The organism is Sphingomonas sp. PvP018 (assembly GCF_017876865.1).
In the GTDB taxonomy this organism is placed as follows: Bacteria; Pseudomonadota; Alphaproteobacteria; order Sphingomonadales; family Sphingomonadaceae; genus Sphingomonas; species Sphingomonas aerolata.
In genome coordinates, this window is record NZ_JAGIOU010000001.1 from 465,552 (window position 1) to 481,655 (window position 16,104).

13 protein-coding genes are annotated in these 16,104 nt (G+C 61.4%); 6 read left to right on the forward strand and 7 right to left on the reverse strand.

Annotation, left to right across the window (positions count from 1 at the left end):
• Positions 1 to 84 precede the first annotated feature (84 nt).
• Together J3A66_RS01885 and J3A66_RS01890 are read right to left on the reverse strand one after the other, a co-directional pair.
• Entirely contained in the window at positions 85 to 1,410 is a 1,326-nt protein-coding gene (locus J3A66_RS01885; protein ID WP_209566714.1) for a hypothetical protein, read from the reverse strand.
• On the reverse strand, positions 1,397 to 2,623 hold the full coding sequence (locus J3A66_RS01890) for a hypothetical protein (protein ID WP_209566716.1): 1,227 nt from the start codon (positions 2,621 to 2,623) through the stop codon (positions 1,397 to 1,399). Before J3A66_RS01890 ends, J3A66_RS01885 begins: the two co-directional genes overlap by 14 nt.
• Before the next feature lie 328 nt (positions 2,624 to 2,951).
• Here J3A66_RS01890 and J3A66_RS01895 point away from each other — a divergent pair, with 328 nt between their 5' ends.
• Positions 2,952 to 3,455, forward strand: coding sequence for a hypothetical protein (locus tag J3A66_RS01895; protein ID WP_209566718.1), 504 nt, complete (start codon positions 2,952 to 2,954; stop codon positions 3,453 to 3,455).
• 190 nt (positions 3,456 to 3,645) lie between these two features.
• Here J3A66_RS01895 and J3A66_RS01900 read toward each other — a convergent pair whose 3' ends face one another.
• The gene (locus J3A66_RS01900) at positions 3,646 to 4,434 is read right to left on the reverse strand and encodes a hypothetical protein (RefSeq protein ID WP_209566720.1); all 789 of its coding nucleotides are present in this window, start codon (positions 4,432 to 4,434) and stop codon (positions 3,646 to 3,648) included.
• A gap of 347 nt (positions 4,435 to 4,781) precedes the next feature.
• Between J3A66_RS01900 and J3A66_RS01905 the strand changes: the two genes are divergently transcribed.
• Positions 4,782 to 5,735: a DUF6615 family protein gene (locus J3A66_RS01905; RefSeq protein WP_209566722.1), complete on the forward strand. Its 954-nt coding sequence runs from the start codon at positions 4,782 to 4,784 to the stop codon at positions 5,733 to 5,735.
• A gap of 53 nt (positions 5,736 to 5,788) precedes the next feature.
• On the opposite strand, the gene J3A66_RS01910 is transcribed toward J3A66_RS01905, so the two are convergent.
• The 4 genes from J3A66_RS01910 to J3A66_RS01925 are packed head-to-tail and all read right to left on the reverse strand — an operon-like array spanning position 5,789 to position 13,160.
• On the reverse strand, positions 5,789 to 7,855 hold the full coding sequence (locus J3A66_RS01910; protein WP_209566724.1) for an AIPR family protein: 2,067 nt from the start codon (positions 7,853 to 7,855) through the stop codon (positions 5,789 to 5,791).
• Entirely contained in the window at positions 7,852 to 8,838 is a 987-nt protein-coding gene (locus tag J3A66_RS01915; RefSeq protein WP_209566726.1) for a PD-(D/E)XK motif protein, read from the reverse strand. Before J3A66_RS01915 ends, J3A66_RS01910 begins: the two co-directional genes overlap by 4 nt.
• A complete protein-coding gene (locus J3A66_RS01920; RefSeq protein ID WP_209566728.1) occupies positions 8,835 to 11,579 on the reverse strand; it encodes a Z1 domain-containing protein in 2,745 nt (914 codons plus the stop codon). Before J3A66_RS01920 ends, J3A66_RS01915 begins: the two co-directional genes overlap by 4 nt.
• A gap of 3 nt (positions 11,580 to 11,582) precedes the next feature.
• Positions 11,583 to 13,160: an ATP-binding protein gene (locus J3A66_RS01925; protein ID WP_209566730.1), complete on the reverse strand. Its 1,578-nt coding sequence runs from the start codon at positions 13,158 to 13,160 to the stop codon at positions 11,583 to 11,585.
• Positions 13,161 to 13,299: 139 nt separating this feature from the next.
• Here J3A66_RS01925 and J3A66_RS01930 point away from each other — a divergent pair, with 139 nt between their 5' ends.
• Genes J3A66_RS01930 through J3A66_RS01945 form a run of 4 tightly spaced genes read left to right on the forward strand, consistent with a single transcriptional unit; the run spans position 13,300 to position 16,028 of the window.
• Positions 13,300 to 13,479: a hypothetical protein gene (locus J3A66_RS01930; protein WP_209566732.1), complete on the forward strand. Its 180-nt coding sequence runs from the start codon at positions 13,300 to 13,302 to the stop codon at positions 13,477 to 13,479.
• A complete protein-coding gene (locus J3A66_RS01935; protein ID WP_209566734.1) occupies positions 13,476 to 14,993 on the forward strand; it encodes a DNA cytosine methyltransferase in 1,518 nt (505 codons plus the stop codon). The genes J3A66_RS01930 and J3A66_RS01935 overlap by 4 nt, the downstream gene beginning before the upstream one ends.
• Positions 14,990 to 15,571 carry a hypothetical protein gene (locus J3A66_RS01940; protein ID WP_209566736.1) on the forward strand — a complete coding sequence of 194 codons (582 nt, stop codon included), beginning with the start codon at positions 14,990 to 14,992 and terminating at the stop codon, positions 15,569 to 15,571. The genes J3A66_RS01935 and J3A66_RS01940 overlap by 4 nt, the downstream gene beginning before the upstream one ends.
• Positions 15,561 to 16,028: a very short patch repair endonuclease gene (locus J3A66_RS01945; RefSeq protein ID WP_209566737.1), complete on the forward strand. Its 468-nt coding sequence runs from the start codon at positions 15,561 to 15,563 to the stop codon at positions 16,026 to 16,028. Before J3A66_RS01940 ends, J3A66_RS01945 begins: the two co-directional genes overlap by 11 nt.
• The last annotated feature ends 76 nt before the right edge of the window (positions 16,029 to 16,104 follow it).

The window sequence follows — 16,104 nt, forward strand, 5'->3', positions numbered from 1 at the left end:
CGCCTCAAGATTGGACGTTCATTCATCGCTGATCGGCGGCAACTTCCCGCTCCTAGTCTCGGGTGCATCCAACCCTCTCAGCCTTCAGTATAGTTTCAAGGCTTCTCTCGCGTACCGGAGAGGGTTCGGAGCCGCCACGGATGGGAGCCCAAATGCTAAGCGTTGCATGGCCGGTAAACAAAGATCGGTTAGCGTTAGCAGAACTGTAGGAACGCTCAACTCACGATTAGAAAGGTGGAATTCTGTTTCCTTGTTATGAACGATAGAGCATCGCACTTGATATAGCAATTTTGGTAGAATATCGCACGCCTCATTTAGGTTGTTCAAGGCAAGCTGCTGACCAGTTGCTCTCACTCCTAGCTTTTCTAAAAAACCATGGAATTCGTTGGCCACGAAGGCTGGGTTACTGAACAGCAAATGAAACATGTCTCGAACAGAATCTTTAAATGCTCTTCCACCAATCTGCTTATCCCAGGAAGTCTTGATAAGACTGCTTAGATGATGCGCCTCCTTGTTCTGAACTGATATTTCCATTTGCTTGAAATGCCGAATCCCAAAAAGCGCAGACGCGCCACTCTGATCAACGACCTTAACTATCTGGGCGCGTATCATGTAATTCTCGAGCACGTGATAGCAGCTTAGCAGAGTATCCAAAACTGTAGTTCGGCTATTGATCTCCCCTAATATCTCAAAGGGTTCGCTGAACTGATTGTAATTGTCAGTTATTCGAAGAGTTTCTGGAATCCCCATAAGAGCGGCCGTCGACGGTGCGAAGACGGGGTTCGTCAGCAAAAATCCAGCAAGGAGAAGGTGATACTTGCAATAGAAGTTGCGCTGTTGCTCGCCTGTTATCGTGGAAACCACCCAGACCTTACCTGTAAGGTCGCCTGCTTGCTCACCGACTATGATAGAGACACAGGCCGCGGTTCTATGGGGGATACTTACCGGACTTGCCTCCTCTCCAAGGGGTTGCCGCAAGTCCAAGAAAGCCACAGATCCTCTTAAGTCGCCCGGATGCTCATAGATGAACAGGTTTAACGCATGCCCACCCTTCCTAAACGCATCAAAGTGAGCCTCGCTAATCACGAATTCTGCGAGGTCGGCGGGAACATCGGCATCAAGTTCATCAGGATCGAGGTTATTGGCAAGACGCAAGAAGGTCAAAAGGTTAGCAGCCTTCGGAAAGACCTGCTCCCTAGGCGTAGCGAGCGGTAATCTACCAAATAGCAGATTTACCTGTTCGACAAAATTAGCGCCCTCTTCCCCAAAAATGTTCGCCGCAACGGCGCACAGCTCCTCCGCTTCAAGGATGATGTCTGTAATCTCATCAAGCCACTCCTGAGACAGAATAGTCTCATCGGCCGTGAGTCCAAACCTAATTATCTCAATGATCTTCTCACGAAGCGTCATTGAGGACACCTTTAGCGTTCAGGTTGCGCCAATCTATCGGACTACTGATGCGACCCTCAAGAAACGCCTTAGTAGCATTGAATACCGCTCGTCTGTTAACGTTGCCGATGTTAACCTTCGAGAGTTCCAGCGTGTTTCGCCATCTTTCAAACTCTTCGAGATTCAATATGCTGACGTAATCCTTGATGCGCGCGTTAAAGTCGGAAAGGATCTTGATCTTCGTGCCAGGATGAGTATGGGCTACCGATCCGATCGCGCCGAAGATCCCGACCATCACAACTTCCCGCCCGAGCCACCGGATGCCCAGTTCATCTCGCAGCTCGCCATCAAGAAGCTTAAGCGTTCCGGCAAACGCCGAAAGTAAATGATCGTCGATGTCGAACAGCGAGTCATCAGACTCGTCGGCAGTGAAGGACTGGGCCGCGGAAAATTCCGCGTTAGTTGTGACAATGCCTCCTTCGGCTAGAGAGACGAAAGCCGATATGAGGTGAGCAAAGTGAAACTCGCCCGACCGTCTCTCTTTGCTATAGGATGTAGAGGCCTTGTCTTTCTCTCTGAACAATCTGCCTGGCTGCAACTCATTCTCCAGGACATCAAAGTTGCTCCAAAACAGAAGCTCAATCTGGTGCTTTATGTTAACCGACTTGTGACCGGCATTAAGAACAAGCATCTTCTGTATCTGCTGCGCCTCGGACAAGCCGATCCACACCTCAAGCCAAATGGTGTTAACTTCGAACGTCTCAGATCCGTTGACGCCTGCTCGCTTGGCTTCGAGTATCTTCTGGAAGACCTGCGGGCTTAAGCCTTCAGCGCGAAGGCCTTGAGCGATCTTACGTGTCAACCGCGCAACAGGAATATCCCCCTGGTCGACGAAGCTATTGTCAATGTACTTTATGGTATCCCAGATTTCCCTGAGTCGATGGCTCCGCTGCAGTCCATCGAGAACTTTGAAGTCCGAGCCTAGATCAAAGGATGCCCCGATCTGTTGGGCTTTTAAATTGGGACCAGCCACAAGTACAATTGAAGGTATGTGCCTCCTCTTAGCGAGGGTGTCCCACAGATTATCGAGGAATCGATTCGTAACGATTCCTCTTTGTATGTAAAAATCCCGAAAATCCGCTGGAAGACTCGTAACGTACTCATACAAAGATGCCTTACAAAGAAGGCAGGTGGCATCACCCTCACGAATACTGTCCAGTACTTCCATTTTCACAAAATTACCCTTAGCTTGATCGTACGGTCACGCGAAACGATCCATCTTCGATGGTTTCGGATCGTCCAACATCGAGGGCAGAGGCCTAAGCCTCCCCAACGCTGAAACGACCATTTTACCCGGACGGAACGTAAGACTGCAGATTGGGGGAAAAGGAGGGACCGGGAACGAGAGGGTATCGGCTCTTATCTCCGAGCGCCATCTTTTTTCGGCTTTCGGAGCGGCACGATCGCAGGCGATCAGGGGGAGGATGTAGGCGCGTCGTTACTCTGTTCAGACGCGCGAAACCGGACGGCGATCCGCTGATCGAGCGAAGCGAGACTGAGGCATGAGCGAAGGCAATCCCGGCACTGGCGGGGCAGGTGCCAGCAGCGCCGGCAATCCCACCAGTGAAGACGGTCCCACCTTCCAGCCGCGCTTTCTGCGCACCACGCGCGAGCGGTTCGACGCTTTGGGCCTGTGGGGCCTGACGCCGGAGTTCCGCAAGGGGCGCACGCCCACGTCCTGGTGGGCCGCCGACCGCGAACGCGTGCTGGCCCGCTTCCCACCCAATTACGCAAATCGGTGTTTGCTGAACGAACGACGGCTTTCGGGGTCTGCAGGCGGCAGGTGGAATGGCCGTCATTGGGGCGCGTTGCTGCTAGACGGCTTCGCGCTGGGCGAACGGCAGGTTCTGGCGCAAGCTGCCGTTCAAAGCCCGACTGCGAACGACCCATGCTGGTCGACTTCGGCCGCCGGCGGGTGGGCAGCGGAGACCCACAAGGCAACATTTGGGGCGATCTGTCTGATCCTGAAAGCAGCCTCTTTTCACGTGGCGCTGCGTCGCGCGTAGCGAGGTAAATAAGCGATTAGGGAACCGCGGCAGTGTCGGACGATAGAGACACGGCCTCGCGCGCGATCTCGCAAACAGCGTGCTGCCATCAGAGAAGCCGATACGGCTGGTCGGGGTAACGGTGTCAACTTCGAGGATTTTGTGAACGACGTGGTAGCAGGTTTTGCCGCTGCCGGCCTGAGCGACACGCTCAGCTGTCCGGGAAATACACTTCGTGAGCGTGCTGGCCCGCCGCTTCGATCACCTCATCGATGAACGCGAGGATCCGGCTGATGAAGACGTCCGCCATATACCAGACCCAGGGTTTGTCATCCGACGTCGCGCTGATGAACCAGGATGTATCCCAGTTGCGGATGCGGTCCGCAAACTTCGTGCGCCGCTCAGGCAGCCATTCGAACCCATTGTGGAGCATGCCATTGCGATATTCGAACAGGGCTTCAAGCACTTTGCGGGTGTCGGCAGGCAGGCGCGGAGTCAGTTTCGCAGCGTCTGCCAGCTGGATGATCCCATCGACTAGGTTGGTTTTTACCTCGCCCGAGGTGAAACTGAAATGCGGGTTCCAGAAGTGGGCGCGTGAGAGCGTCGACCGCTTGGAATCTTTATCGCGCCCGAGATAGTCGCCCTCTTCTTCCCCGATACCGCGGAAGATGCCGGTGAACAGATTTTCTACGAATGGCGCAAGCATCCCGACGGCAGAGGCGCTGTGTGCAGCACCGCTGTAGACTGAAGCGTGAACGCTGTCGGTGTACATGCCTACCAGATGATCACTGCCAATCTCCTCGGCTCGGCCGGCAAGGGCTTTGATCTTAGCCGCTTCCTCATCCTCCTGCTCGCGCGAGCGATCGAGGAACCCGTGGATCGCAATCAGCTGAGCTTCGAGATCATAGTCATCGAAGAAGAAATGGGCATAATCGCTGTTCTGCATTTCCATTGGTCTGTTCATCGCCTGCCAATAGCCGTCCCATTGTAGTGCTGACATGCCACGATCAGCATCGCATTTCGAGCGTAACGGACAGGATTGCTGTTGTCGTCCGACGTCTCGGAATGCTGACTTCCCGCCTGCTGCGAGTCCCGGCAAATCCGGGTACCCTTGCGGAGAGTAGTCGGCGCGGCGGCGTGCGCACGGGCCTTGGGGCCAGCAGCCGCCGTGCCCTCCGCTTGCAGCCAGAGTGCCGCGCGGCAGGGCGAAAGCGCGCGACCGCTGGCGGCTTCACCGATGTCACCAGTATGCGCTCCGCTTATCCGCCGCGCCCGTGAGCGCACTCTACTGTCGACGCGACCGCAGTATCTGTGCCACGTCTCGAAGCGACGGAGGACTACCGATCGATGCTCTGCGAATTTGCCAACCGTTTTCCGAAAGATCTAGCGATACTGCTCGAACGCGACCGGCACCTGACCCGCAACTTCCGCGAGGAGACCGCGACAGACCTGCTGATGATGGGGCTGGTTTCGCTCCAGCCTTTCGGCGTCCGCGTCGATTTCCCGGACGAGACGGCCACCGGAGCAGATATGGACTGGATCTATGCAGCTCCGCACGAGGTCGGCAGCGGAAGTTATCTGCGCCTAATGATCCAGGCCAAGCGGTGCAGGGAAGCAACGCTAAAGGACGGGTCAACTTACTGGTATTACGATCATCTCGACCACGGCACACCTAAGGGCAGTCAGGCGCAGACACTGGTCACCCACGCCGCAACCAAGCCGGACGGCATGGATACGCTGCCGCTCTATATGTTCTATCATCCAGAAACGGCTCTGGCTTCGGCGGCTGGGGCGCTGCCAGGGATTGAAGGCGTTAATATCAGGCTCGCGCGCGACATAGTCGGAACGGTCGCTGGCGGCTGCAAGCGGAAGGAGAAGAAGGTAAGCCACTGGCGTCCCGGCTTTATGACGCTCTCCGATCTGCTGTGCTGGCCTGTTCTTCCTCTGCCCGCCCCGGCACCGCCACCGGCGGCGCCGGCAACTGAGTTCCTGCGGACAACGGGCCTTGATCCGATTACTTATCTGGGCATCGCGTTTCATCCGGAGCTCGTCGCCGAGCGAATCAACGCTGTGCGCGGAGAAGCAGAACGCAGCGCCGATCTCGATTTCCAGGTCAGACCGTCCGAGGGGCTGCCTGACGAGATCCGCCGGGCTATTGCCGGAGAGGTCACCGCTAAGGACCGTGCAGCGCTAAAGCGGCCACGGGTCGTACTCAGCACCCCGCTGACCCGGGAAGATCCGCACTTCGATCAGGCGCGTGCGGCCATCACCCGGCGGCGTGGCCGGCCGGCAAGCAACTGAAGGCCGCAAGGCGCTTAACGGGTTGGCCACGCCCCCAACCCACGCTTCAGAGCCTAGCGCTGATCCTCGTCGAAAAGGCCGGCTGCACGGACCTTCGCGACGCTCTCGAGCCCGTGTTTGGCCTGCTTGACTGACGGCCTCCGCGCCCACCCACCGGCCGCATAATTGGCGAGCGTCATGCAAATGCCGGCGAGCTTGAAATGCAGCACTCCGCTACGCTGGCCGGCTTCAGCGGTGGCGACCCAGATGGACGAGGGGATGCGCATACATTCTTCGATCCTGGCATAATCCGCGACGTTCAGTCCGCTGGCTGCTTGGTCAGCCACGACGGGCCCGCTTTCCGCTGAAACGCCCGTGAGTTCAGGTGGCAGAGGATCGGCAAGCGCGGGCAGACGGGTCCGCACGTCCACCCAGCAGTCTTCCTTCTTAAACCACTCGGTCGGGTTGCGGCTCCCGACACTCGCGCGTAGAGCCTCGTCGATCTTCGGCGCCCAGGCGGTTACCAGCGCCTCCAGTTCGGGTGACAAGCGCTGCTGCCGCCAGATCAGGTCAAAGTCGATACGGCCTCCAGTCCGTTCGCCGATCGCGGCGACAAGATAAGCGGTGATGTTTGCGCCATAGGCTGGGAACTTCATGGCTCGCACCATGCGTTCGGTTATCCGGTATAGGATCGTGAGCGCGATCAGTCGCCGGAACCATGCCGCGTCAGGCGCGGCCGCCGTCGTCTCTTTGCGGCGCTGCATAAACGCCTGGAAATTCTTTTGTCCGCCGAACGCTACTCGCCAGGGATAACCGTCCCATGCAGAAAGATAGCGGGCTAGGTCGAGCTTCCCGAACCGCCGCGCCTTTGGCGTTTGTTCGCGGAACGCCCGTTGCTCGGTGGTGCGATAGGAAGCCTTCTGCTCAGCAGCCAGCCAGGAGCCGCGGGCGCGTTCGTAAAACCACCGTCCCCGACCGCTTTCGAGCCAAGCGTTGTTCGCAAGCGTCTCGACCTCGCGGTGAAACGGATCGCTGGCGGAGAAGTCGGCCTGTTGCACGGTGTTCTGCCGGTTCGCAGCTCGCGAGATCGACCCGACAATTTCCTCAAGGTCGCCTTCGGTGACGTGAATGATCTTAACCGGCACTTCGACATTGCCGAGGGCTACGCTTTCCTTGCGCCGGGCTCGGTGCAGCGAAGCGGTGGTCTGGCCGCCATTGACGATCTGCAGACCGCGAAGGCCGGTCAGGAAGACCGCGCCGCCCTCCCGCTCAAGCCGGACCTCATCGGCGGTCGCCACCACGCCGTTATTGAACGCCAGAAACATCTCGGGCTGCTCAACCAAGGTGCGGCGCAGTTCGGCGTTGACTGATTTCCGCCCCGACAGACCGAGAAATGCCCGGACGTTCAGCTCGAGAAGGTGCGTGCCGTAGCGGTCGTAGATGCGTGACAGCGTCTCACCGGGAAAGGCAGCGAGGTAAGCCTCATAATGACCCGCGCCGGAGGCAACCGGCAGACAGGCAATGCGGTGCCCGGACAGCGCGACGAGGTCGACATCGATGTCGGCACGCGTCTGGCCTTCGCCCAGAACCCGGTGAAGCCGGACCATGTCATACAGCTCGACCTCTACGGTTTTGCCATGGCTTTCGATTGTCGCGGGCAGTGCGCCGCCGGAGATCCCGTCAGTCAGGACGACGATACGGAACCGGTCGATGCGCTCGCCGAGCGAGGCGACCTGCCGGGCAAGGTCACCGGCCTCGGTGTTGGACGGCTCAATCCGATCGGCAAGGCCGCCGATACATGCCGCCACGTATGTACCGGCCCGTTCCGCCGTTTTTTGCAATTCGGACGCCGGTACCCGTCGGGGTGGCAGGTCACCGGAATACTGGGTCGCGAACAGTGTCAGGTGCCCAGCATCCTCGTCGATCGCATACCCGCTGATCTGGAATGGCGAGCGGCCCACCCTGCCCTCCTGCGCCAGATCGAATGCGGCCTCGAAATGCCCGATCTCCTCAAGTTCATCGATGACGGTCCGTGTAAACAGCGCTTCGGTCGATGGCAGGTCTACAGCCGGGTCGTCCCGGGCCTCATCAATCTCCGCCGCCAGTCTGCGCGCGAATTCCGCAGTCGCATCATTACTCATTGTCCGCCCCCGAACCTGCTTAGCACCGCTGCGGCGTCTTGCTGGAATCCGGTCAGCGCGCGAACTTCAAGCTGATACGTCGCATCCGCAATGCCGATCGCCACTTCGCCCCGCCGCAAGCGCGGAAACCCGTCGCACACCGCATAGAAGTCCGTTCCCGCCAGCCGCACACGGGGTCCAAGACCGTCAGCGCCGGGTGCGAGGCCCCTGCGCAGCAGCGCATTGCGGAACGCGCTCCGCGCACGCTCGCCACTCAGCTGTGTTTCGATGCGATCGGCAACATCCGCCAGGGTTTCACCATCCAATGCTTCGACGAGCCGCACATGTGCCACATGCAGCGAGGAGAGCCCTGCGTCATCGAGCTGATCCAAAGTGGAGACATGGAGCTGGCGCGCTCCGCCGAGCGATGTCTTCACTTCAATACTGTCGCCCGCATTTTCAAAATCATGCAGGCCGTCATCAGGCGCCTTCCATGCGCTAGGCGCGTCGGCGCCGATTTCCAGGAGCTGACCGAACAGCAGCAGCTCGCCAATGATCCCGATCATTTCATTGCGCGACAGCGCGCCGGTCTGATCGCGCAGGAACGCTCGCCAGGCCGAAAGTCGCGCAGCGAACACGCTGAGCAGATCATCCTCGGCCTCATCCTCCCCGCGGATCACCGCGCGCAGACAGTCGCTGCAGACAGCCGCAAACAGATCACGGCGCGCCGGCTCCTCGAGAGACAGGACCAGCAGGACGCCAGCCGGGTCGGCGACGCGCGAGAGCCGCAGGCCGCCGGTTTCGAACGAAATGATGGCCCCACCTGCTGTCCCGGCGGAAACAACGAGGCACGGCGCCCCGTCGGTTTCGCGCAATCCCGCGCGCAGATCGAGCCGGACCGGCCGGGTCATACGCCGGGTACGGAACAGCCGGTCGCCGGGCGCTACGGTCGCCAGATCAGCCCACTCCTCGAGCAGCGCTGCAGCATCAGGAGCGGACGTCACGTCGCGGCCCGCTGCTGAACCGTATTCTCCAGTCTCCATTCCGCAGAAGCGGTGGGCGAGGTCGGAAAGCTAACGACCACACCCCACAGCGGTGTGCCCGGCTTGAGCCCTGCACCTGCAGGATCAATCGGATAAAGGATGAGGAGGCCCCGGCGAGGATCATCACCACGGATCTGGCGGATCCAGGGACCGGCCGGACGGTCGGCAGGGGGCTCGCCCTCTTCTGCAAGCACACGGTCAGTTTCCGCCTGGGCACGGGCATACTGATCGTCGGTCAGGTCAATTGCTTCGTCCAGCGGGCTGAGGATCGACTTGGTAATGAACCTCGCCGGCGTCGAACGGGAGATCGGCGTGCGGCGTACGCTGCGCAGGGTATGGCCCGCGACCTCGACGTTCGCCCCGACACCTGCCGGCACGAACAGCGTCCAGTCGCTCAGTTCGCCCTGCTCCAGCTGGGCGGTGATGTACGCAGCCATCCGTTTGCCATCGACATCGCTGCTCTCGGGCGGAAATGCCAGAGACTCCAGCAGTGCCGCGACCCGGTTGCCACGGACATTACGCCAGAGAAGGCCGGCAGCCGGCGGCCGACCGCCGGGCCGGGACGGATCGATCTCCGGCTCGCCGTGTTCGAGGAGCATTTCGTTCACTGCCCCGGCATTGGCGATCACGCTGTCGCCATCGCGATACTGAACCGTCTGGATCTTGCCTTCACCGGCATAGGTTACGGGCCGAAGCACGGCATGCCGCCGCTTGTTGGCGGCCGTGACGTTCATGATGCTGTGCGCGCTGATACTCAGCCCATAGAGTTTCGGGGTGCCGGCTGTGACGCGCATATGCGCAAGCTGTTTGCGCAGATCCTCATTGATCGTTGCGAGATGCCTGAACCAGCTTTCCATATCGATCGTGGTGTAAAGCCGGCAGAGGTCGGCATAGCCGCGCCGGTAACCGAACCAGCGACCCATCTGAAGCAGACTGTCATACTGGCGCGAAACCCGCAGGAAATAGCTGGTGGACAGGCCTTCCATCGTCAGTCCGCGAGCAAGCTTGTCACCACCAACGACAATCACTGACAGGCTCTGTCCGGCCTCGTCGGCGGCATCATAGTCAATCCCCTGGCGACTGCGGCCGTTGGAGACAGCGACTTGAATCCGGTCTGTTTCCTCGCCGAGTCGGGCCACCACATCCTGCCAGCCGACCCGGCGGACGGATCGCCCGAACACGGTCGTTGCCATCGCGTCTGTGGTGGGCTCGAAATCCTCGCGCCACAGTCGCTCAAGCGCATCGAGCTCGTTGCTGTCGTTGGCTGCGATCGCATTGCGGATGGAGCGCAGTTCAGCTTCTACCTGCGCATGGACCGGATCATGGACGTCCTGAAAGCGGGAGACATGGACCAGCATGGTCTTATGGGCATTGGCCTGTCCGCGTGCCGCGCGGGCGGCACAGCAGATGACGAAACTGCGGATCGCTTCGGCAAGGCTCGGCGGCACGCGCGCCTCGCCCGACCAGACAGGTCGAAGAGATTTATCGTGCGGATCCGGTATCCAGCCCTCGCTGGTCTGGTCGAGATGGCGGATGAGCGGCAGACCGACGGCGTCGGCGTCATCATCGCGACCGAAGATCGCAAGCGGTCCGAAATAATCGTTGGGTGCGGACAGCGAGACGATGAAGGCAGACGGAAACAGATCTGCGCCGAAATCCTGCGCGGCACGCTCGTCGTGAATCATGATGTTGGCGAATGGCGTTGCCGTATAGCCGATATATGCACTGCGCCTGAAGCCGCCGAGCAGTGTGCGGATCTGGCCGTTGATGCGCTTGGGATCATAATCTTCATCGAAGCTGCCGTCCGGCAGAAACCCCTGCTCACCGGTATCAGGCGACGCCTGATCCGCCTCGTCGTCGATCACGAGCAGCGGGGCGTCACGGGATTCCTCGGGCAGGCGCGCGATCCAGCGATTGAGATTCTTGAGGACCGCGCCGTTCTTCTTGACCACGAAAACAAAGGGACGGTTCGCCGGCGCAAAGTTGGCGTTGTTGGCCACGGTGCGGCTGAAATCACCGTTCAGCAGCGACGTGGTGACGCTGTCGACCAGCTGGACCGGTCCCGGCAGAAGGCCGACGCCAATCGGACGGCGTCCGCCATCCGCTGTGCCGCCTGCCGTATCGAAGCCGAGAAAATCCTGATCGAGCCGCAGCTGAGTCTGGCGCCGGAGGATCTTGTGCATGCCAGCAAGCACGATGATAACACGGTAACCGGCGTCGGCCGCACGGTTGATCACGCCGGCATAATGCGCGGTCTTGCCCGACTGGACGTTGCCAACGACGAGCCCGCGCCAGTCCCAGGGACCCTCACGCTCCGGATCATCGATCAGCTCGACGACCTCTGCGGTGCCTTCCTCCAGGACCTCAACGGCTTTCGGTGCCCAGCCGCCCTCGCTAAGCTTCTGGAGGTAGCGCGAGAAGGAGGCACCAGGCCGGCGGCGTTCGCCGAGATACCAGGGTGCCGGCTGCAACTCTCCTCGCAGCCTGATCGACGGCCCCTGCGCGACAACAAACAGGGCTTCCAGGTCGCGCGCAGCCGCCTCGATCTCAGCCTCGGTGAAGCTGTGGCCGCTGGTCAGCCCGACCAGCGGCGCAGATGCTCTGACGATGGTCAGGATCTCATCCGTAACCAGTGTCCGGTCACCGGCGCGTGGGCCAAGCGCAACGCGGGCGGTATTCGCAAGCTGTGTTACCGGATCCATCGTCTATTTCTCCCCCAATTTCCGGATGACCGCGGCACGCAGCTTGGGCGAAATCACGCCGAGCGAACGCAGCACCGAATCAAGGCGGTCTCCGGCTTCGTCCGAGTTGTCCATCTCGCGGGCGAGCGAGGCAAGCGGCGCCGCCAGTTCCGCGATTACCGCTGCGGAGGGTTCGAGCGGACCGCTTCCACCCTGTTCGGCAACATCCAGCCAGATGCGCTCGACCGGAACCGTGAGCTCAAGCGCCGAGAGCAGCCCTTCGAGCACGGCGGCGTTATCGCCCAGCAATCCTGCGACCGCGGCGACTGCCGGATGGTCGCGCCGTACGCGGTAGCGGGGAGCAGTTTTCCCGCTTCGCGCTTCCCACGGCCAGACCTCGCCGTCCTCCTTAGCGCGCCTGCGCGTAACGGTTGGCCCGGTGCCACGCCACGCGAATACCTCGCGGGCGCGGCGGCGGCTGTCTGTTCCGATCCCGGCTAGCCGAGCGCGGGCCCAGGCGGGCGGTCTCGCCAGCGACTTGCGGATGTCGATGCGCCATGCCTCGTCCATTGTTACGGGGAGGTCGAGTGCGATGCGGGCGAGGCGACTTGATTCTTCGCGCGTCCATGACCGTGCGCCACCCAGCCCGAGCCAGCCGCCGGGCGAGACCAGCCGGTCACCCCGATAGACGTAAAAACCCTGACGCTCGACCCAGCCGCCCGGGCCGCCGGCTTCCTCCCATTCCCGTTCGTTCGCGAAGCGGTCGCGGTGGGGAAGGATATAGGGTCGTGCGGAGATCGTTCCATCGCTGCCGCGGATGACGTCGCGGGGCAGCGCCATCGTCGCGTCGTGCCTGCGGCAGAACGGATCCCAGGCCGCCAGCGCGAGCCCGTTGACAGTAATGGAGAGCCGCCGCGCTTCGCCACTCAGGAAGCGGTGGAAGGTCATTGCAAGATGCGCCCGTATCGCAGCGAGCCGGTCGTTGAACGCGTCGCGATCCAGACCCCAGAGGCCGCCCAGCCGATCCATGCGGTTCCAGCTGATCAGCGTTCCGTCGCCTGCCTGCGCGAACTGCGTGGCGAGGGGGCCATCGGGTGACGCCTCGGGTATATCGGCGCACCAGCCGTCGCCCACGCGATCGACGTCCCAGGCCAGCCGCGCGATTGCATCATCCCTTCGGGACGCGACCGTGAGCTGGCGGCACTGCGAGAGCGACGCGGTCTTCAGCCCTAGACCAAAGCGGCCGAGGTCGGTGCCATCCCGCTCAGCGTCCGGACCGTCGCCACCGAATCGCATCGCTTCGATCAGGCGGTCCATGCCCATGCCGGCGCCGTCATCGAGGATTTCGACAAGCGGGTCACCGTCGCGCCACTCGAGGCGAAGGTCGATCTGCCGGGCGCCAGCCGCGAGCGAGTTGTCGACGAGATCGGCGAGCGCTGTTTCTGGTGAATAGCCCAGACCCCGCAGCGATCGGAGCAGCGCACGCGGAGATGGCGGAATTTCGATGGGACGCAAAGAACATTCTCCGGTGGCTGGCAGTTGAACGCTTCGCTGCCGGCACTCACCGCAGTCGGACTGGAGCAGGAATAGACCCGCCGGCACCCAAACGGCAATTGCATCAATTTCTGCGGGAAGCGCCCCCTTTTCATCCGATCCGGTCGGTCAGACCGGGTAAAAAATGATGTAACGTGGTGCATGATGGTGCCGACTGGTGTAACAGCGGTGCAGGGAGACACTGACCGTGGCCGCCAGCAAGACCGTTCGAAGCACCGTGTTGCTGCCCGAACCCGTGCACCGTCAGGTGCAGGCGGTTGCCGCGGCGCATGATGTATCGTCTGCCTGGGTCATCGGTCAGCCCCTGCAGTATCTGTCGACGCGCGCCGGCCAGTCCGAACTGCCGCTCGGGAACAGCCGGACGTGAGCGTTGATGCGAAGCTGATTCGACAGAAGATTCAGCGGCTGCGCGCCGGCGCGAAGCCACGTGTGCTCGACCTGTTCTCCGGCTGCGGTGGAATCTCGCTCGGCTTTCAGGCGGCTGGCTATGAGATTGTGGCGGCTGTCGAGAACGACGCTGACGCGGCCCGCTCGCACGGCCTCAACTTCCACCATGGCGAAGACCGCCACAGCATTGCGCGCGACATCACTGCAACCTCGCCGGACGATCTGGCAAAGGATCTCGGCCTCGGACCCGCATCGGCGGCCTTTGATGTCATCGTCGGTGGTCCGCCCTGTCAGGCATTTGCGCGTGTTGGCCGCTCGAAACTGCGCGAGATCGCGGAGCATCCCGAGGCGTTCCGTCACGATCCGCGAGCCCGGCTCTACATTGAATATCTCAATTATGTTGAGGCCTGCGCCCCACTCGCCGTCGTAATCGAAAATGTCCCGGACATGCTCAATCATGGCGGACATAACCTAGCGGCAGAGATCGGAGAGATCCTCGCCGGCAAGGGTTATGTCGTGCGCTATACGCTGCTGAACGCTGCCTTTTACGGCGTGCCGCAGATGCGCGAGCGGATGATCCTCATCGCGATCCGCAAAGAACTCGCCGACGATGTCGAGTTCCCGGCTCCGACGCATTGGATCGACCTGCCCTCCGGCTATCAGGGATCGCGCGCGGTCGCGCTTAAGCTGGCCACGGGCGGCGATCTCCTGTCCGGTGTCACTGGCCTCAGCGCCTATAAGGCGGCACCGGAAGCCGATGAGGCTCTTCCCGCCGCGATCACGACCGAACAGGCGATCAGCGATCTGCCCGAGATCCTCGCACGCGAACTTCTCGCAGACGGGCAGCTTCGTCGCGGTACGCGCCGGCTTGACGTGATGCTGCCTTACGGCGGTCACAACCGCCAGCACGACTATGTGAAAGCGATGCGCAGCTGGTCCGGCTTTGAAGGCGTCGCGCACGTGCGCGATCATGTGATCCGCTATCTTCCGCGTGATTACCGAATCTTCGCCGGACTTCAGCCCGGCGATCAGTATCCGGAGGCGCACCGTTACGCGCTCAGCCTGTTGGAGGCAGAGCTTGAGCGCCTGGATACCGAGGGTCTACGGCCAGCCGACGGAAGTGCGGAATGGGACGCGCTCAAAGCCGCATTTGTCCCGCCCTATGACGCGGGCAAGTTCCCGAACAAGTGGCGCAAGATGGAGGCTTGTGCGCCGGCACGGACGCTGCTCGCCCATCTCGGTAAGGACGGATACAGCCATATCCATTATGACAGCCGGCAGGCGCGCCCGATTTCGGTGCGCGAGGCGGCCCGCCTGCAATCGTTCCCGGATGGCTTCCGCTTCGCCGGCACGATGAACCCGGCGTTCCGCCAGATCGGCAATGCAGTGCCCCCGCTGCTTGCCCGCGCGGTGGCACAGACGCTGCGCAGTCAGTTACTTGGAGTCGTTGCGATTGAAACGCCGGCCCTTGCTGTGGGAGCCGGACGCTGTTGAGCCGCCGCGACGAGATCATCGTCGTCCGCTCGCTCGCCGAGTCCGACCTTGGCATTTTCTCGATGCACCGCCTGAGCTCGACGAGTAAACAGCGGGCAATTGCGCTGACGACACCGGTTGCGCGACGGCTGCTGAGCGAACGCCTGTTCGCCGCCGGGGGTGACGATCTTGATCTGATCTGTATCTATGGCGGTTATGGTAACCGCGAGCTGCGGAACGTCGGGAAGGTCGGCAAGAACTGGCGGCTGGGCGGTCGCAAGATCACCGCCAACGCCTGCGCCTTTCTCGACAGCAAGGACTTCGTGCTGCTGCGTTCGGTGGCCGGGAACGACGGCAACCATCCCATCCTGATGACCTTTATCGGCCGGCAGCGCGAGCGGCTGCTTCACGCTGGCATCGTCGCGAGCCTGGCCGAACACTTCCGCGACAGCGTTGCAATGGTGGCGTCCAGATCGGACGCTTTCGCCGCCCTGTCCGCTGCATTCCCCCCGGTTCCCTCCGACCTAGCGGTCGGATCACCGCTTCCGGACGATGAGGGCGCCGTCCCGGATCAGGCGGCCGGGGGCGATGGTCGATAGGCTGACGCCGGACCAGCGCCGGCTCAACATGAGCCGTGTCCGCGCCAAGGACACCCGTCCGGAGATGATCGTACGGCGGCTGCTGCACAGTCTGGGCTTCCGCTTTCGACTGCACCGTCGCGACCTTCCCGGCCGGCCCGACATTGTCCTGCCGCACTATCGGGCTGCGATCTTCGTTCACGGATGCTTCTGGCACGGGCATGACTGTTCGCTATTCCGGATGCCCGCGACACGGACTGACTTCTGGGCAGCGAAAATCGCGGCGAACCGTCGCCGCGATGAGGACGCTGTAGCAGGGCTGCACGGTATGGGCTGGCGCAGCCTCCTGATCTGGGAATGTGCGCTGCGCGGTCGCGGCAGGCTGCCAGCAGAGAAACTGACCGACAGGATCACGGCATTCATCCTCGGGGACACACCATTCGGGGCGATCAGGGAAGTGGGGGGCGAAGAAGCATGAAGAGTATCGTTCCGGTGACGGCGGTAGATCCGGATATCGCGCTCGAGGCGCTCGCTGATCTGGAACTGCTGCGGCT

Coding starts and splice junctions, on each gene's coding strand:
- J3A66_RS01885 (WP_209566714.1), bottom strand. CDS start 1,410: ATGACGCTTCGTGAGAAGATCATTGAGATAATTAGGTTTGGACTCACG.
- J3A66_RS01895 (WP_209566718.1), top strand. CDS start 2,952: ATGAGCGAAGGCAATCCCGGCACTGGCGGGGCAGGTGCCAGCAGCGCC.
- J3A66_RS01900 (WP_209566720.1), bottom strand. CDS start 4,434: ATGTCAGCACTACAATGGGACGGCTATTGGCAGGCGATGAACAGACCA.
- J3A66_RS01905 (WP_209566722.1), top strand. CDS start 4,782: ATGCTCTGCGAATTTGCCAACCGTTTTCCGAAAGATCTAGCGATACTG.
- J3A66_RS01910 (WP_209566724.1), bottom strand. CDS start 7,855: ATGAGTAATGATGCGACTGCGGAATTCGCGCGCAGACTGGCGGCGGAG.
- J3A66_RS01920 (WP_209566728.1), bottom strand. CDS start 11,579: ATGGATCCGGTAACACAGCTTGCGAATACCGCCCGCGTTGCGCTTGGC.
- J3A66_RS01945 (WP_209566737.1), top strand. CDS start 15,561: ATGGTCGATAGGCTGACGCCGGACCAGCGCCGGCTCAACATGAGCCGT.